We start from the raw sequence: 17,114 nt of genomic DNA, 5'->3' as shown, positions 1-17,114 counted from the left end.
AGGCGTCTACGGTCTCAGCGTGACCAGATCGCGCAGCAGCAGGTCGATATTGGCCCGCAGCGCGCGTTCGTTGGCGATGCGCAGCCTCTCGTTGGGCGACACGATGGCCTCGCTGAAGCCGGCCTCGTCGGTGTTGGCGATGCGGCGCTGGTAGACCGTCTTGCCGCTGGCCTTGTCAACCAGGGTGTAGCGCACGGCGGTTCCCACGGTCACGCCCAGCGCGGGCACCAGGGGCTGGTCCAGCTGCAGCAGTTCGGCCTGCAGCTCGAAGCGCGGCGCCGGTTCGGGCGACAGCGGCTTCATGCCGACGGCGAACAGCGATTCATCCAGGGCCTGCTGCAGCGCCACGGCACTGACCTTGGAGCCCCACCAGCGATTGGTTTCCTGGCCACCCTGGACGGTGGCGACGCCAATTTGGCCCCTCAGCGCATCCGGCACCCAGCCGCGGATCTGCAGCGCATTGGCCGCCGTGACGGCCATGGGCAGAGGCTGGCTGGGCGTGCCGCAGCCGGCCAGCAACGCGGCCAGCAATGTGGTGGAGATCAGGGCAAGGCGAGGCATGGGTAGCCCATGCTAGGCCGAAGCGGTGGCTTCGATGGGCCTAAAAGCGCCGGTCGCGCCGGCCTATTCAGTGCTCGGCAAGCGGCTCGGGCGCTCCGAGGGCGGAGATGACCTCCAGCATGCCGCGCACCTTGAAGGGTTTGAGCAGCAGGCGGCAGACGTCGAGCTGCTTCAATCGCAGCGCCAGCTCGACGTCGCAGGAGGCGGCCGTCGCCGCCACCGGCACGTTGGCCGGATGCGAGGCCTCGCCGGCGCGCAGGCGGCGCAACAGCTCCAGCGCCTCGCCCTCCTCGTCGATGGCGATCAGCAGCGCGTCGTAGCGGCTTTCGAACAACAGCTTCCCGGCCATCGCCGTGCTGGTGGCCTCCTGCACATCGGCCAAGCCCATTTCACGCGCCATGGTCGACACCGTGCGGCGCAGCACGAACTGCGGCTCGAGCAGCAGCAGCCGGCCGCTGGGCGTGACGGCGGTCATGGGTTTTCGCCCTGGCCGACCAGTTCGGCGACGACCAGGTCGCGCAGCGTGCCGAAGATGGCGCGGTCCAGCACGTCGAAGTGGCGCGGCTTGGTGTCGATGAGGCAGAGGGTGCCGATGGTTGCGCCGCTTGGCAGTGCCAGCGGCGCGCCGATGTAGAAGCGGATGAAGGGTGCGCCGACGACCAGGGGGTTGTCGGCGAAGCGCGGGTCCAGCGCGGCATCCAGCACCTCGAAGAGATCGGGCTGCAGGATGGCGTGGCCGCAGAAGGAGATCTCGCGCGAGGTCTCGCAGGCATCCAGGCCGACGCGGGCCTTGAACCACTGGCGCCGCTCGTCGATGAGGCTGATCAGCGCGATCGGCATGTCGAACTCTTCGGCGGCGAAGCTGACGATGCGGTCGAAGCGCTCCTCGGGTGGCGTGTCGAGGATGAGCAGCTCGCGCAGCACGCGCAGGCGCTCGGCGTCATTGGCGGGAATGGGTGCGGGCGTCATGCGGTGGGTGGGACGGTTAGGCGCAGTTTAGGCCGCCAGCACCGTGGTGTGGGCTTGCACCCGGCCGTCGGCGATGCGCAGCTCGCCCGCCGCGATGGGCAGCCTGAAGCGCCGCGGGCCGGCACTGCCCGGGTTGACGAAGAGCACGCCGTCGCGGGTCTCGATGTGGGGCTGGTGCGAATGGCCGGTGATGACGGCGGCGATGCCGGCCGCGCGCGGATCGATCGTGAGCTCGGCCAGGTCGTGCAGCACATGCAGGGTCAGGCCGCCCGCATGCAGCTGCGCCGCTTCGGGCAAGGCCCGGCCCCAGGGCGCGTTGTCGTTGTTGCCGCGCACGACGGTCAGCGGTGCGATCTGCGCCAGGCGCTCCAACACGGCCGGGTCGCCGATGTCTCCGGCATGCACGATGAAGTCCGACCCCTGCAGCCAGGCCAGCGCCTCGGGCCTGAGCAGGCCGTGGGTGTCGGAGATCAGGCCGACCCGGATCACTTCACTTCCAGCGTGTAGGTCACCGCCTGCGACAGGCTGGGCAGGATGCCGCCGAAGTTCAGCGTGTAGCGGCCGGCCTTGAGCGGGCCGAGCGCCACGTAGTAGCCGTTGGCGGCGGCCGGCGCGTCGTCGTCCGGCGCGACGAGGAAGCAGCCCTTGGTGGCCTGGCGGTGCGCTTCCAGGCCGGGGAAGCGCCGGCCGTTGAGCTCCAGTACCAGGGCCGCGGGCGCCTCGGTCAGCGTTTCGGCGCGCAGCATCAGCGAGGCGCAGGCTTCGCGCTCGTCGTCGGGCGGGAAGGTGATGAAGTTGACGAGGGGGAAGAACAGCGTCTTGCCCGCCGGGATGCGGCAGCGGCGCACGGTGCGCGCCGTGCCATAGGTGCCGGCCAGGAACCACACCGGCCCGGACTGGCCGCTGGCGCACAGGCTGCCATCGCGGTCGGCCACGGGGCTGTCCTCTTCCTCGAAGGACATGGCCCAGTGCCACCAGCGCTTGGACCATTCCTCCTGCGTGGCGCCGGCAATCGGCTTGGCCGCAGGAATGAGCTGGGCCTGCGTCGGCAGGGCGGCGGCCAGCAGCAGGGCCAGGGTGAGGGCGTGTCGCATCAGTCTTGCTTCAGGTTTTGCGCTTGCGTTCCATGGCCACTTCGGAGACCTGAAAGCCCAGCTTCTCGTAGAAGGCCGCCACGCCGCCGCGGCCGGCGCGCAGCACCCAGGTCATCTCGTCGTTGTCGCCGATGGCAGCCTTGACGAGGGCGCTGCCGATGCCGCGGCCACGGTGCGAATCCGCGACGACGACCATGGAGATATAGCCGTTGAAGAGGCCGTCGGTGATGGCGCGCAGGAAGCCGATCACCTCGCCATCGTCGTCCACGGCGGCCAGGGCAAGCTGGGAGCGTCGGACCAGTTCGGCAAAGACGGCGGCATCGGCCACGCGCGGCCCCCATTGGTTTGCAACCAGCAGCTCGCGTGCAGCTTCGACTTCGTCAGGCTGGATGGGTCGGATCTGCATTCAGCCCCCGAACATCATGCGATGGGCCAGCGCTTTCTTCAGCGGCGTGGCCAGCTCGAGACCGGCCAGCGCCAGGCCGCGCAGCGCCGGCAGCCCCGGCAGCCGCCAGGCGAAGCTGCGGGCGAGGAAGTCCGTCGCGGCGATCATGGGCCAGCGGTCGGGGGCGCGCTGCCAGTCGACGCGGGCCAGCACGGCGTCCAGGCCCTGGCCGGTCTCGGCGGCCTCGCGCAGCGCGTCCACCAGGGCCTGGGCGTCGCGCAGGCCGAGGTTCAGCCCCTGGCCGGCGACCGGGTGCAGGGTCTGGGCCGCGTTGCCGATGCGCAGGGCCCGGCCTTGCAGCAGCCGCGTCTCGGCGTTGAGGCCGAGAGGGAAGCATTTCAGTGGCGAGATGCCGGTCAACTGGCCTGCCGCGGCCGGCAGCTGCTGCTGGATGACGACGAGGCGCTGGGCGTCGTTCAGCGTGGCGATGTCGTCCTCGGCCTGTGGCAGGCACCAGACCAGGGCCGCGCGTGGGCCCTGGGCGTCGTCGGGCAGGGGCAGCAGCGCCAGCGGCCCGTTGCGCGTGAAGCGCTCGATGGCCAGGCCCTGCAGGCCGGGCGGCGCGAGGCGCACCTGGCCGACCCAGGCGTTCTGGTGGTAGTCGCTGGTGATGGACTTCCTGTCCTGCTCGGCGAACACACCACCCTCGGCAACGACGGCGAGGTCGAAACGGTCCACGACCGGCCCTTCGCCGCAGTCCAGCTCCACGCCCGTCGCATCGGAGCGGATCGCGTGCACCGGCGTCGCAAAGCGCGTGAACAACCGTTCGCGTTGCGTCTCCGCCAAATCCAGCCAGCGCTGCTGCAGCGGCGCGACGAGGGCGCCATAGGGCAGCACGGCGCCGAGCTGGGGCAGGCCTTGTTCGGCGGCGCTGATGCGCACCTCGCCGGCGATGGGCGCGGGCGGGGCCTGGCTGACGTGCACGGTGCGGATGGCCTGGGCGTCTTCTGGCCGCCAGGCGTTCAGGCGCTGCAGCAACCGGATGCTGCCGAGGTTGAGGGCCAGCGTGCGCGCGTCGCCGCTGATGTCACGGTCGAGGGCGCGGGTGTCGAAGAGGTGGATTTCGGCGCCCGCGAGGCGTTCGGCGGCGAGCAGGGCGAGGGCGAGGCCGGCGGGGCCTGCGCCGATGACGGCGAACTTCATGCCCTCAACGATAGATCATCGGTAGCGGTCGACGATGCGGGCCAGGCTGCCGTCGGTCTGCATGACCGCCAGCGCGGCGTCCAGATCGGTCAGCGACACGGCGGCGCGCGGCGACAGTGCACAACAGGTGCGCCAGTGCGTGACGACCAGCGGCGGGTGCAGGGCCAGCGGCACCTCGCCGCGGCGCAGCAGGTATTCGAAGCTGGCGCGGCCCACCAGGGCGTGGTCGACGCGGCCCAGGGCCAGCTTGCGCAGCAGGCTCTCCAGATTGGGCCCGTCGTCGCGCACGAAGCCGGCGCCCAGCGCGGCGGCGACCTCGGCGTACTCGAAGCCTGCGATGGTGCCGATGCGCTGGCCGGCGACGTTCTGCAGCCGCGCCGGCGCCGGCCGGCGCCTGGCCGTGACCAGCAGTTCGCCGTCGTCGAGAAAAGGCCGGCTCCATTGCAGCGGCCCGGGCAGCCAGGCGGGCAGATAGGTGCAGATCATGTCGGCCTCGTCGCTGGCCAGCAGCAGCGGGCCGACGCGGCGGCGCGGCACGACGCGAAAGCGCAGCGCGCGGTGCAGGCGCTGGCCCAGCTCCAGCGCGATGTCGTGCTGCAGCCCGTCGACGACCTGGCCGTCGCGGATCAGGGCCTGGGGCATCTGCACGCTGCTGTCGATGAGCACGACCAGGGCCGCCTCGTCCGCAGCCGCGACGGCTGGCGCGCCCAGGGCCAGCAACAGGTGGCGCCGTGTCAGCCGCATGCGGGCCTCAGCGGAAGCGTTCGAGGATGCGCGTCAGGCCGCCGTCGGCCTGCATGGCGGCCAGTGCCGCGTCGAGCTGGGCCAGGGGCAGGCTGCTGCGCGGTGACAGCGCACAGGCCGTGCGCAGCCGCGCGATGACCAGCGGCGGGTGCAGCTCCAGCGGTACCTCGCCACGGCGCTGCAGATACTCGAAGGTGACGCGGCCGACGATGGCGTGGTCGATGCGCCCCGAGGCGAGCTTGCGCAGGTTGGTGATCAGGTTGGGCGCGTCATCACGCATGAAGCTCGACCCCAGCGCGGTCTCGGTCTCCGGGTAGAGGAAGCCCGACACCGTGCCGATGCGCCGGCCGGTCACGTCCTGCAACTGGGCCGGGGCCGGGCGGCGGGCCGCGGTGACCAGCATGTCGGCGTCGTCGAGGTAGGGGCGGCTCCACTGCAGCTGCCCGGGCAGCCAGCCGGGGATGTAGTTGCAGATCAGGTCGGCCTCCTGGCCTTCGCCCAGCAGCTGGGCGATGCGCCGCCGCGGCACGAGGCGAAAGCGCACGCTGCGGCCCAGGCGCTGGCCGAGCTCCAGCGCGAGCAGGTATTGCAGGCCATCGACGGGCCGCCCGTCCTTGAACAGGGCCTGGGGCATCTCGATGCTGCCGTCGATGAGCACGAAGAGCGGCGGGTCGTCGGCGCGCGCCGGCCCGGCCGCCACACCGGCAGCAGCCAGGCCCAGCAGCAGGCCGCGCCTCGACATCCGCGCCATCGTCTTCATCCCGTTGCGCGCCGCCCCCGGCACGCTCGAGGGCATTGTGGCCATGCGCCGGCAAGCCTGGGCAGGCCGGCTTAAGCTGTCGCTTTTCCGCACTCCGCCCCCCAGGACCACTTCATGCAATACCGCCGTCTCGGCCGCGCCGGCCTCCAGGTTTCCGAACTCTCCCTCGGCTCCTGGGTCACGTATCACAACCAGGTCGGCACCAAGGCCGCCACCGAGATGCTGGCCGCGGCCTTCGACGCCGGCATCAACTTCTTCGACAACGCCGAGGTCTATGCCCAAGGCGAGAGCGAGGTCGTCATGGGGCAGGCCTTCAAGGCGCTGGGCTGGAACCGGCTCGACTACATCGTCTCCAGCAAGTTCTTCTGGGGCCTGGCGCGTGACGGCGTGACGGTGAACCGCAAGGACACGCTGAACCGCAAATACCTGATGCAGGCCGTCGACGCGTCGCTGAAGCGCTTCCAGCTCGAGCACCTGGACCTCATCTACTGCCACCGCCCCGACCCCCACACGCCCATCGAGGAAACCGTCTGGGCCATGAGCGACATCATTCGCCAGGGCAAGGCGCTGTACTGGGGCACCAGCGAGTGGAGCGCCGCCGACATCCGCGCCGCCTGGGAGATCGCCGAGCGCCATCATCTGCACAAGCCCGTCGTCGAGCAGCCGCAGTACCACCTCTTCCACCGCCGCAAGGTGGAGCAGGAGTTCGCCCGCCTGTATGACGACATCGGCCTGGGCCTGACGACCTGGAGCCCGCTGGCCTCGGGCCTGCTGACCGGCAAATACCGCGCCGGCATTCCCGAAGGCAGCCGCGGCGCGCTGGAGAACATGGCCTGGATGCGCGAGCAGCTGCAGGACAAGGCCAAGAACGACGCCGTGGGCAAGCTCGCCGAGATCGCCACCGAACTCGGCTGCAACACGGCCCAGCTGGCCATCGCCTGGATCAACCGCAACCCGCGCGTGTCCACCGTCATCCTGGGCGCCAGCCGCATCGAGCAGCTGCACGACAACCTCGGCGCGCTGGCGGTGACGCCCAAGCTCACGCCGGAAATCCTGGAACGCATCGACGCCATCGCCAAACCCTTGGCGCAGTGATCATTCACGTTCTCTGAGGGCAAGACCCGGCAATGAGGGCCCTTTCGGTGCCTGAGAATGCCGGTATGAGGGTCCTGATAACAAAAGGGTGCGCTGCAACCCTGCTGATCGCTGCCAGCCTGCTGGCCTCGATGGCGCATGCCGTCGTGCCGCGCTTCGAACCCATCGGGGAGCCGGGTGCGGTGCGGGACAACGTGGTCTCGGCGCTGGCGCTGGACGCCCGCGGCCTGCTGTGGGCCGGGTCGCCCGAGGGCCTGCTGCGCTTCGACGGCTATGCCTTCCGCCGCTACCCCCTGAGCGGCCCCGACGGCCAGCTGCTGCCCGAGCAGTTCGTGCGCGCCATGCTGCCCGACCCGCGCGGCTGGATGTGGGTGGCCGCCGGCAACAGCGGCCTGGTGCGCCTGGACGTGGCCACCGGCCGCTGGGACCGCTGGGCGCGCGACGGCAAGTCGGCCGACGAGACGGCGCCTGCCGCCAACACCGTGCGCACCTTCGCGCTGGAGAAGGACGGCACGCTGTGGATAGGCGGCAGCGGCGGCCTGGACCGCTTCGATGTCAAGAACCAGCGCTTCACCCACCAGCGCGGCAAGGAAGACGGCCTGCCCGACACGCGCGTGCAGACCCTGCTCGTCGACCGCCAAGGCACGCTGTGGATAGGCACCTGGCGCGGCCTGGCCCGCAAGGCGGCCGACGGCCCCATCGAGACGCTGGACGTCGGCGTGGGCGACCAGCTCATCACGATGATCAGCGAGGCCGTCGACGGCCGCATCATCATCGGCACGGCGCAGGGCCGCCTGCGCGCCTTGTCGCCCAGCGGCCAGCCGCTGCCCTTCAGCCCCGGCGCCCAGCCGGGTGCCACCTCGGGGGCCTGGCCGGTCATGGCCATGGCCCAGCCGGACTCCGATGAACTGTGGTTCGGCGACGCCTCGGGCGTTTCGCGCCGGCGTGCGACGGACGGCGCGCTGATCGAGCGCCTGCCCGCCACCGGCGCCGGCACCGCGCCGCGCAGCGATGTGCGCGCGCTGATGCGCGACCCCTCGGGCACCGTCTGGGCCGGCAGCTATGGCGGCGGCCTGATGCGCCATGTGCCGTCGCTGCCCGGCCTGTCCATGGTGCGCGAGGCGGTCGGCTCGGTCTCCGGCGGCCTGGACGTGCGCAGCATCCTGCAGCTGGACAACGGCGAGATCTGGCTGGGCACGCTGGCCGGCGGCATCGAACGCCGCGACCGCGACCTGATGCCGCTCGGCCTGGTCGCTCAGGGCGGCGGTGGCCTGCCGCCGGGCCGCGTCAACGCGCTGGGGCAGACCAAGGACGGCGCCGTCTGGGTCGCCATCGACACCCAGTTGCTGCGCTTCGACAGCCAGGGCCGCTGGAAGGAAACCCTGCGCAGCGGCAACGCGGTGCCGCGGCGCTTCCAGCCGACCGAAGACGGCGCGCTGTGGATCGCGACGCTGGACGGCCTGATGCGCTGGACGCCCCAGCACCCGCAGATGCGCCCCATCCCGACGGGCGGCCTGGTGGGCGGCACCGGCGAGGTCAATGCCTTCGCCACGCTGCCCGACGGCAGCCTTTGGGCCGGCGGCGCGGCCGGCCTGTTCCGCGTTGCCAAGCCCGGCTCGGACGAGCCCGTGGCCGAATGGGTGGAGCCCGTGGGCCTGACCGGCCAGACCGTGCTCGGCATGGCCGTCGACCTGGCCGGGCGGCTCTGGGTCGATACCGGCACCGGCCTGCACCGCCTCATCGACAGCGACGGCAAGAAGGCGCGCTTCGAGGTCGTCGGCGCCTCCGACATCGGCGGGGCCTTCGGCGCCAACCTGCTGTTCGACAAGCAGGGCCGCATCTGGTCGCAGCGCAATATGTACGACCCGCACAGCGGCGAACGCCGCGAGCTGGGTGCGGCCGATGGCGCCGACCTCGGCACCGGCTGGTTCCGCTCCTACGCCAAGCTGGACGACGGCCGCATGATGTTCGGCGGCGCCCGCGGCCTGCTCGTCATCGACCCCGAACGCTTCGCGCCCTGGACCTACAAGCCGCCGCTGGTCGTTTCAGAACTGCGCATCGATGGCGGGGAGCGCCCCTTGCCCGCCAGCGGCGCCGACATCGTGCTGGCGCCCGGCGAGCGCGGCCTGAGCCTGGCCTTCGCCTCGCTGGACTACAGCCAGCCGGGCCGCAACCGCTACCGCTACCGGCTGCAGGGCCTGGACGCCGGCTGGATCGACGCCGGCCCGCTGGGCCGCGCGGCGGCCTACACCAACCTCGCGCCCGGCCATTACCAGCTGCTGGTGCAGGGCAGCAACCGCGACGGCGCCTGGAGCCCCAACGAGTTGAAGATCGGCGTCGACGTGCGCGCGGCCTGGTGGCAGACGCGCTGGGCCCTGGCCCTGGCCGTCATCGCCGCCGTCGGCCTGGTCGCCTGCATCGTCAGCATGCGTACGCGGCTGCTGCTGCGCCACCGCCGCGTGCTCGAGGCGCGCGTGCAGGAACGCACCGAGGCGCTGGAGGCCGCCACGGCGGCGCTGACGGCCAAGTCCCTCGAACTGGAGGAGGCCAGCCTCACCGACCCGCTGACCGGCCTGCGCAACCGCCGCTTCCTCGATCGCCAGATGCCCGCCGACGCGGCGCTCACGCTGCGCCACTACGAGCCGCACGCCGATGCAATGGCCGCTCGCAACGAGGGTGACAACGAGCAGGACCTGCTCTTCTTCCTCATCGACATCGACCACTTCAAGCGCATCAACGACGCCCATGGCCACATGGCCGGCGACGCCGTGCTGATGCAGATGCGCGGCCGGCTGGAGCAGGTCTTCCGCGCCACCGACTACCTGGTGCGCTGGGGCGGCGAGGAATTCCTCATCGTCGCCCGCGGCACGCCGCGCCGCCGTGCGGCCGAGCTGGCCGAGCGCGCCCGCCAGGCCATCGTGGCCCAGCCCTTCGAGCTCGGCGGGGAACTGCGCCTGGTGCTGACCTGCTCGGTCGGTTTCTCGGCCTTCCCGCTGTGCGCCAGCCTGCCGCGTGCGCTGGACTGGCATGCCGCCATCGACCTGGCCGACGCGGCGCTGTACGACGCCAAGGACACCGGCCGCAATGCCTGGGTCGGCCTGCTCGATGCCGAGGCCGGCAGCGAGGATGAGCTGCGCCAGGACATCCGCCGGCCGCTCGACAGCTGGGCTGCCAGCGGGCGGCTGACGCTGCTGCGGTCAGGGCGCGCCTGAGGGCTGGCCTTGGCTGACGGCGATCCCTAATATCGCCGCCATGCTGCCACCTGCCGCCGCCCCGCCCCTGTCCTTCGGCCATGCGGCGCTGGCCGGGCGCCTCGTCGACGAGCTGTCGGCCAGCCTGGAGCCCGGCGCCGGCAGCAGCACCGAGCCGGCCCTGGTCATCGGTGTCTTCGGCGAATGGGGTGCGGGCAAGAGCCGGCTGTTGCAGGCGGTGGCCGAAGCGCTGCCGACCGGAGACGGCAAGCAGCTCCTCAACGTCATCGTGCCCTTCAACGCCTGGCGCTACGAGCGTGAGGAGCATCTGCTGGTGCCGCTGTTGCGGGTGGCCCAGCAATGCCTGCGCAAGGCGCTGGACGACAGCGTCGACGAACCCACGCGTCGCAGCGAGAAGCTGTCCGACCGGGTGTTGCTGCTCGGCGAGCTGGCACAAACCGTCTATCAGCACGGTGGCCGTGAACTGCTGCAGACGGCGCTGGCCACGCAGGGTGTCGTCCTCAAGCTGCCCGAGCTGAAGTCCGAAGCCGGCCAGGCCAAGCCGTCGGTCTGGCGGCGTTGGTCGGAGCACGGCAAGGCACTGAAGCGCGCCCGCCGCCTCGATTTGCCGGGCGATCAGCTGCACAGCCTCTATTACGACTTTCTCGAGCATCTCAAGGCGGTGACCGGCCGCAATCCCAGTGCCCTGGCCCTGCATCGTGAGCGGCTCAAATACGGCGGCTCCGGCTGGTGGCCGCGCACGCAATACTGGTTCCGCACGAAGAGGGCCTGGGTGATGACCGGCGAGTCGCCGCAGGAGGCGGACTTCAGGCTCAACCTCGTCTTCCTCGTTGACGACCTCGATCGCTGCCTGCCCGACAAGGCTGTCGAGGTGCTGGAAGCGGTCAAGCTCTTCCTGGAGGTGGAAGGCTGCGCCTTCGTGCTGGCCCTGGACGAGGAGGTCGTCGAGCGTGGCATCGCGCACCGCTACCGCGACTACGCGCTGCAGGGCAAGGAGGGCATGACGCCCATCACGGGTGCGGAGTACCTCGAGAAGCTCGTGCACCTGCCGGTGCGGCTGCCGCGGCCGACGCGCGCCGAGGCCGAGGATTTCCTCGCGTTCAGGCATGCCGAACTGTTTGCCATCGACGGCCGGCCCAACGAACTGGCGCGGCTGGTGGCGGCCATCACGCCGTCGGTGCCGCGCAAGCTGCATCGCATGATCAACCTGCTGGAGATGGCGGACCAGCTCGCCTCGACGGTGGGTGGGAACGGCGCCGAGCGGCGGCACTGGCTGGCCATCGTCTGCGCGCTGCAGCTGTTCACGCCGGCGCTCTACCGCTACGTGCGCCTGCGCGGCCCGACGCTGCTGATGACGCTGGCCGACTGGCGCGCCGACGCCCGCCTGCGCGACCTCGATGCGCTGCGCGAGCAACTGGCCAGCGAGGTGCGCGCGGTGGCGTCGCCGGCCGAGCTGAACTACCGCCTCGTGTTGTTGCGCCTGCCCGACCTCTGCGCGGCGGCGTTGCAGAACCGCTCGGGCTTCGACCTGCTGGAGCTGCTGGCCCAGGTGGGCGAGCTGAGGCAGAAGGCGCCGCTGACGTCGACACAACTCGGCGCCCTGCTGGCCTTCACCGAGGCCAAGGCCGAGGACAAGGCGCCGGAGCCGGTCGAGATGCCGCCAGAGGTGGGCGTCGTCGTGACGCCGATCGCGCCGCCGCAACCGCCTGTCGTCGCGATGCCGGCGGCGACCGAACCGCTGGTCGCTCCCGCGGTCACCCTGCCGGCTCAACCGTCGTTCGTCGCGGAGCCTGCTGCCGCTTCACCCACCGCCACCTCCACCTCACCCGCAGCAGCCGAGGTCAGGCTGGAGGACGAGCGCGGCCTGCTCGAAGCCCTGGTCTCGGGCAACCTGGAGCTGGTGCGCTTTGCGCTTTCCAAGGAGGGCGAAGTGCTGCGCGGCCGCAGCCTGCCAGTGGGGTTCTGGGAGCTGCTGCGCAGCTCGCCGTGGTTCGCCCGCATCGGAGACTGGATGGAGGAGGGCATGCCACCGGGTGCCGTGGAGCAGGTGCTGCGCGAGCTGCGGCCTCATCTGTCGCAGGCCATGGCGATCGAGCTGCTGCGGGCCTTCGGCGCACCCTTGCATGCGGTGCTGCGTCGACCCAGCTGGGCGAGCCGGGTCCGGGTGGAAAAAGAGGATTCGCTGTCGCCTTATGTGCTGGCGCCGATGCTGGACCGCGACCTGCGTGTGTCGCTGGCGACGCGCGACGTCGCTGCGGCGGCGGCCTGGCAGGTGCCTAGCGGCTGGCAGGCATCGATCGAGGAGATCTCGTCCCAGCGCGTGGAGGACTACAAGGTGGTGCTGAGAGCGGGTGCGGAACCCCGCTTCGGCGTTTTCGCGTTGCTGACGATCACGCGTGACAGTGGCTCGCACCCGGTCACGCAGCGCTTGCGCTGGATGGAGCCGGGCAGTTTCCTGAGCGGCTCTCCCTCTGATGAGGCAGGCCGCATGTCCGACGAACCCTTGCCGGCGCCGGCCAGTCTGCACACCGGCTTCTGGATGGCCGACACAGCCTGCACCCGGGTGCTGTGGTGGACCTTGATGCCCGAGCAGATGCCCCCGAGCCGCAACGGAGACGATGACAACGAGCCCGTCAGGGGCGTCGCTCCGGAACAGGTCTTCGAGTTCCTGCGTCGGCTCGCGCGGCTGCTGCCGCCTTGTAGGGTGCAACTGCCCAGTGCAGTCGAATGGGAGTACGCCTGCCGGGCGGGCACGATCACGCCCTGGGCCTTTGGCGTTAGCGTGAATGCCGGCCAGGTCCGCATGCTGAGCGCCGGGCCGGCGCCGGTGGCCAGCCTGCCACCCAATCCCTGGGGGCTGTACGAGATGCATGGCAATGTGGCCGAAATCTGCGCCGACTGGCCCTCGCTCGAGGGGCGCGACGGCTCGAGCGCAGAGGCCCTGTCGCTGCGCGGCGGTTCTTTCGCCGATCCGCCGGCGGCAATGCGGTCCGCGTCGATGCGAGGGGTAGGTCGCCAGGAAATCCGCAACGACGTGGGCTTTCGTTTCACGCTGCGTGCCTGGGAGCGTGGCGAGGCGGCCGCTGCCAGTCTGCCCGATCCCGCCTTCTAAGCGCCCAGCGCCGGCCCCCACCCGAACGGCGCCGGCAACACCGCCAGGATGCGCTGCCGCAGCGGCGCATAGGCCTCGTCCACCGGCTGCCCGGCCCGCGGGGCCAGCGGGTCCTGGTGGCTGCCGAAGGCTTCGTCGAGGTCGGCCCAGTCGTCCGCGGACAGCAGGGCCACCGCCCGCGGCAGGATGGCCGTCTCCTCGCGCTTCATGTGGCGCAGATAGCGTGCCGAGTAGACCTTCAGCTGCTGCTCGAACTTCTCGCGCCGGCCGTCGCCCATCTGCTCCCAGGCCAGCAGGCTGTGCTGCAGTTCGCGGATGGCGCGCTCGCCCTGGGCGTGGTCTACCTCCAGCTCGTCCAGCGTCTCGCGCAGCTCGGGCGCCAGCGCGCGCAGCTTGGGGAAGAGCAGCTCGCTTTCCTTCTGGTGATGCAAGCGTTCCGGAAATTCGTCGACGTAGAACAGCATGGCCCGCAGCGCTGCGAAGTCGGGCGGTATGCCCGCGCGCTTCTGGGCATCGAGCAGCAGGGGCAGGGTGCGCAGCATCGCGGCCAGGGCGTCGTGCTCGGCGCGGATGACGCGCACCGCCAGGGGCATGGGCGAGGCAGACATGCCCCAAGCGTCGCGCTTCGCGGGGTGGCGGGTGTTGCGCTGGATCAAGGCCTCGGCAATGCCCACTCAGGGCACCCCCGTAAAATCCCTGGTTTTGCTCCTCCAGCCCAAGAAAGCCCCGGCCATGACTGCATCGACCGCCTCCCCCACCCTCATGGCCAACGCGATCCGCGCCCTCGCGATGGACGCGGTGCAGGCGGCCAACTCCGGCCACCCCGGAGCGCCCATGGGCATGGCCGACATCGCCGTCGCGCTGTGGGGCCACCATCTGCAGCACAACCCGGCCAACCCGCACTGGGCCAACCGCGACCGTTTCGTGCTGTCCAACGGCCACGGCTCGATGCTGATCTATGCACTGCTGCACCTGACGGGCTATGACCTGCCCATAGCCGAGCTGCGCAACTTCCGCCAGATGCACAGCAAGACGCCGGGCCACCCCGAAGTGGGCGTCACCCCCGGCATCGAGACGACGACCGGCCCGCTGGGCCAGGGCGTGACCAACGCCGTCGGCCTGGCGCTGGCCGAGAAGCTGTTGGCACGTGACTTCAATCGCGAAGGCCACGAGATCGTCGATCACCACACCTATGTCTTCCTGGGCGACGGCTGCCTGATGGAAGGCATCAGCCACGAGGCCGCCTCGCTGGCTGGCGCCTGGAAGCTGAACAAGCTGATCGCCATCTACGACGACAACGGCATCAGCATCGATGGCCAGGTCGCGCCCTGGTTCGGCGACGACACCGCCAAGCGCTTCCAGGCCTATGGCTGGCACGTCATCGGCCCGGTGGACGGCCATGAGGTCGACGCCCTCGACGACGCCATCGGCAAGGCCAAGGAGAGCACCGACAAGCCGACGCTGATCATCGCCAAGACGGCCATCGGCAAGGGTTCGCCCAACCGCGCCAACACCGCCAAGGCCCATGGCGAGCCGCTGGGTGCGGAAGAGATCAAGCTGACCCGCGAGGCCCTTGCCTGGGAGCACGAGCCCTTCTCCGTGCCGGCCGAGGTCTATGCGGCCTGGGACGCCAAGGAGCGCGGCGACAAGATTGAGGCCGAGTGGGACAGCCGCTTCGACGCCTATGCCGAAGCCCACCCCGAGCTGGCCGCCGAGTTCCAGCGCCGCATGGCCGGCGTACTGCCCGCCAACTTCGCGCAGATCGCCGTCGACGCCGTCGTCAAGGCCCATGCCGAGTCGCAGACCGTCGCCAGCCGCAAGGCCAGCCAACTGGCCCTCGAAGCCTTCACGCTGGCCCTGCCCGAAATGCTGGGCGGCAGCGCCGACCTGACCGGCTCCAACCTGACCAACACCTCGTCCACGCCGGCGCTGCGTTTCGAGGCCGATGGCAAGCCCAACAACGGCCGCCACATCAACTACGGCGTGCGCGAATTCGGCATGGCCGCCATCATGAACGGCGTCGCGCTGCACGGCGGCTTCATCCCCTATGGCGGCACCTTCCTGACCTTCAGCGACTACAGCCGCAACGCCATCCGCATGGCCGCGCTGATGAAGACCCGCGTCATCCACGTGATGACGCACGACTCCATCGGCCTGGGTGAAGACGGCCCGACCCACCAGTCCGTCGAGCATGTCGCCTCGCTGCGCCTGATCCCCGGCCTGGACGTCTGGCGCCCGGCCGACACGACCGAAACGGTGGTCGCCTGGACCATGGCCATCGGCAACGCCCAGCGCCCCAGCCTGCTGGCCCTGAGCCGCCAGAACCTGAGCTACTCGCCCAAGACCAATGTCGACGAGATCGCCAAGGGCGCCTACGTGCTGGCCGAGCCGGCCAAGGGCAAGGCCCAGGCCGTCATCATCGCGACCGGCTCCGAGGTGCAGCTGGCCATGGCCGCCAAGGCCCTGCTGGCCGAGCAGGGTGTCAAGGTGCGCGTCGTCTCCATGCCGTCGACCAACGTCTTCGACCGCCAGGACAAGGACTACAAGAAGAGCGTGCTGCCCAAGGGCCTGCCGCGCGTGGCCGTCGAAATGGGCGTCAGCGACTTCTGGTGGAAGTACGGTGTCGACGCCGTCGTCGGCATCGACACCTTCGGCGAATCCGCGCCGGCCGGCGTGCTGTTCAAGCACTTCGGCTTCACGCCCGAGAACGTCGCCGCCACCGTCAAGGCGGTCTTGAAGAAGAAGTGATGCCGCAGCCCGCTCCAGGCCGCATGCGGCCGGGGAGTGAGGCATGTGGAAGTACCGGGCCGCACTTGCGGCCCTTTTCTTGTGGGCGGGCGGCGCGGGCTGACACGGCGGTCACATCGGTTGCCCGGTTCGGCGTCACTGATTTCTGGTGCCGGACGGGCAGCGGCCAGCAGCGAACCTGCGCTACAAACCGCCTGCATCAAAAAATCAGGGGGATTCGATGCGCAGACTTCTCGCCGCCGGGCTGCTCGGCGCGTGTTCATTGGGCGCGTCGGCGCAAACCGAGGTGCCGATCCGCAGCGAGGCGCAGCGCCTGGGCTGCCTCGCCAAGCCGGCGAGTGCGCCGCGCTATCCGGTGCGCAACAAGCTGGATCGCGAATACGGTGCCATGCGGGTGTTGATGAAGTTCAGCAAGCCAGACGCCAAACCCGTTGTCGAGGTGCTGTTCAACTCGGCGCGCGAAGACATGCAGGATCAGGTCTTTGAGTATGTGGCGCGCTACCGCCTGCCCTGCCTGACGCCCGAGGATGGGGTGGTCACGGCGGTTCAGGATTTCAGCTTCCAGAACAACGACCGGGATCCCACGCCGATGCCGACGGATGCCAAGGACCGGGCGCCGCTGTGCGTCGTGATGCCACGGCGGGCACTCGACTACCGCATGGGCGCCGCGATCGGCCGCCCCGAGGCCGAGCACCTGGTGGCCGAAATCACCTTCAAGGGCGACGCGCAGCAGGCGCCTGAAGTGAAATTCGTCTACGCCAAGGCCTCGACCCGCTTTGAGCAGGCCGTACGTGACTGGGTGACCGAGTACCGCATGCCCTGCCGCGGCGCGCAGGACAAGCCGCGGACCATCGAGCAGCGATTCAGCATGTACCCCGACAACAAGAAGCGCTTCGGCTTCAAGCGCGAGCGTTTCCCGTTGCAGGAATTCCTTGCCATGACGCGGGAGCCGGGCAAGTTGAGCGCGCATTTCGACCTGAAAACCATGGCGTGCCCGTTCAAGGTGAACTTTGTTTTGGGCGACGGCGGATATCCCAACAAGGCCACCGTGCCTGGCCCGGTCGATCCCAACAAGATGGGTTTCCTGAGCTGGTTGCAGGCCCTGCAGTTCGATTTCAAGTCGGACGACATGGCCAACGACCTGTTCGGCAGCCAGTTGCAGATCGACGTGCCCTGCGGCACTCTCGACCTGCAAGGCGGTGGCGCGGCCGGCGCCGGCTGAAATCACGCT

Annotated in this window: 15 protein-coding genes; 5 read left to right on the top strand and 10 right to left on the bottom strand. The window is 70.1% G+C overall.

The annotated features are described in order from the left end of the window. Window positions 1-6 precede the first annotated feature (6 nt). The 9 genes from AC1D2H_RS11845 to AC1D2H_RS11805 form a co-directional block, all read right to left on the bottom strand. Window positions 7-561 (bottom strand): hypothetical protein, encoded by a 555-nt coding sequence (locus AC1D2H_RS11845; protein WP_478011068.1) that lies wholly within the window; start codon window positions 559-561, stop codon window positions 7-9. A 67-nt stretch (window positions 562-628) separates the two neighbouring features. Then, window positions 629-1,036, bottom strand: coding sequence for a response regulator (locus tag AC1D2H_RS11840; RefSeq protein ID WP_478011067.1), 408 nt, complete (start codon window positions 1,034-1,036; stop codon window positions 629-631). After that, a complete protein-coding gene (locus AC1D2H_RS11835) occupies window positions 1,033-1,530 on the bottom strand; it encodes a GAF domain-containing protein (protein WP_478011066.1) in 498 nt (165 codons plus the stop codon). The genes AC1D2H_RS11840 and AC1D2H_RS11835 overlap by 4 nt, the downstream gene beginning before the upstream one ends. A 27-nt stretch (window positions 1,531-1,557) precedes the next feature. Further along, window positions 1,558-2,019 carry a metallophosphoesterase family protein gene (locus AC1D2H_RS11830; protein WP_477935302.1) on the bottom strand — a complete coding sequence of 154 codons (462 nt, stop codon included), beginning with the start codon at window positions 2,017-2,019 and terminating at the stop codon, window positions 1,558-1,560. Then, on the bottom strand, window positions 2,016-2,624 hold the full coding sequence (locus tag AC1D2H_RS11825; RefSeq protein ID WP_477935300.1) for a hypothetical protein: 609 nt from the start codon (window positions 2,622-2,624) through the stop codon (window positions 2,016-2,018). The genes AC1D2H_RS11830 and AC1D2H_RS11825 overlap by 4 nt, the downstream gene beginning before the upstream one ends. Before the next feature lie 10 nt (window positions 2,625-2,634). Further along, the gene (locus AC1D2H_RS11820; RefSeq protein WP_478011065.1) at window positions 2,635-3,030 is read right to left on the bottom strand and encodes a GNAT family N-acetyltransferase; all 396 of its coding nucleotides are present in this window, start codon (window positions 3,028-3,030) and stop codon (window positions 2,635-2,637) included. After that, entirely contained in the window at window positions 3,031-4,212 is a 1,182-nt protein-coding gene (locus AC1D2H_RS11815) for an FAD-dependent monooxygenase (RefSeq protein WP_478011064.1), read from the bottom strand. Window positions 4,213-4,227: 15 nt separating this feature from the next. Further along, on the bottom strand, window positions 4,228-4,956 hold the full coding sequence (locus AC1D2H_RS11810) for a substrate-binding periplasmic protein (RefSeq protein WP_477935292.1): 729 nt from the start codon (window positions 4,954-4,956) through the stop codon (window positions 4,228-4,230). A gap of 7 nt (window positions 4,957-4,963) precedes the next feature. After that, window positions 4,964-5,761: a substrate-binding periplasmic protein gene (locus AC1D2H_RS11805; protein ID WP_478011063.1), complete on the bottom strand. Its 798-nt coding sequence runs from the start codon at window positions 5,759-5,761 to the stop codon at window positions 4,964-4,966. Between the two features lie 69 nt (window positions 5,762-5,830). Between AC1D2H_RS11805 and AC1D2H_RS11800 the strand changes: the two genes are divergently transcribed. The 3 genes from AC1D2H_RS11800 (at window position 5,831) to AC1D2H_RS11790 (ending at window position 13,135) form a co-directional block, all read left to right on the top strand. After that, a complete protein-coding gene (locus tag AC1D2H_RS11800) occupies window positions 5,831-6,811 on the top strand; it encodes a potassium channel beta subunit family protein (protein WP_478011062.1) in 981 nt (326 codons plus the stop codon). Between the two features lie 65 nt (window positions 6,812-6,876). Then, window positions 6,877-10,023: a diguanylate cyclase gene (locus tag AC1D2H_RS11795; RefSeq protein WP_478011061.1), complete on the top strand. Its 3,147-nt coding sequence runs from the start codon at window positions 6,877-6,879 to the stop codon at window positions 10,021-10,023. Between the two features lie 40 nt (window positions 10,024-10,063). Next, a complete protein-coding gene (locus tag AC1D2H_RS11790; protein WP_478011060.1) occupies window positions 10,064-13,135 on the top strand; it encodes a P-loop NTPase fold protein in 3,072 nt (1,023 codons plus the stop codon). Here AC1D2H_RS11790 and AC1D2H_RS11785 read toward each other — a convergent pair. Then, window positions 13,132-13,743, bottom strand: a complete 612-nt coding sequence (locus tag AC1D2H_RS11785) for a hemerythrin domain-containing protein (protein ID WP_478011059.1) — start codon at window positions 13,741-13,743, stop codon at window positions 13,132-13,134. The two genes, AC1D2H_RS11790 and AC1D2H_RS11785, sit on opposite strands and share 4 nt — an antisense overlap. Window positions 13,744-13,867: 124 nt before the next feature. Here AC1D2H_RS11785 and tkt point away from each other — a divergent pair, with 124 nt between their 5' ends. Further along, window positions 13,868-15,883, top strand: coding sequence for a transketolase (gene tkt, locus AC1D2H_RS11780; protein ID WP_478011058.1), 2,016 nt, complete (start codon window positions 13,868-13,870; stop codon window positions 15,881-15,883). Window positions 15,884-16,103: 220 nt separating this feature from the next. Then, window positions 16,104-17,105, top strand: coding sequence for a hypothetical protein (locus tag AC1D2H_RS11775; RefSeq protein WP_478011057.1), 1,002 nt, complete (start codon window positions 16,104-16,106; stop codon window positions 17,103-17,105). The last annotated feature ends 9 nt before the right edge of the window (window positions 17,106-17,114 follow it).

It is taken from the genome of Roseateles sp. P1_C1_2 (assembly GCF_056406535.1).
This window is presented reverse-complemented; position numbering and strand designations above follow the sequence as displayed.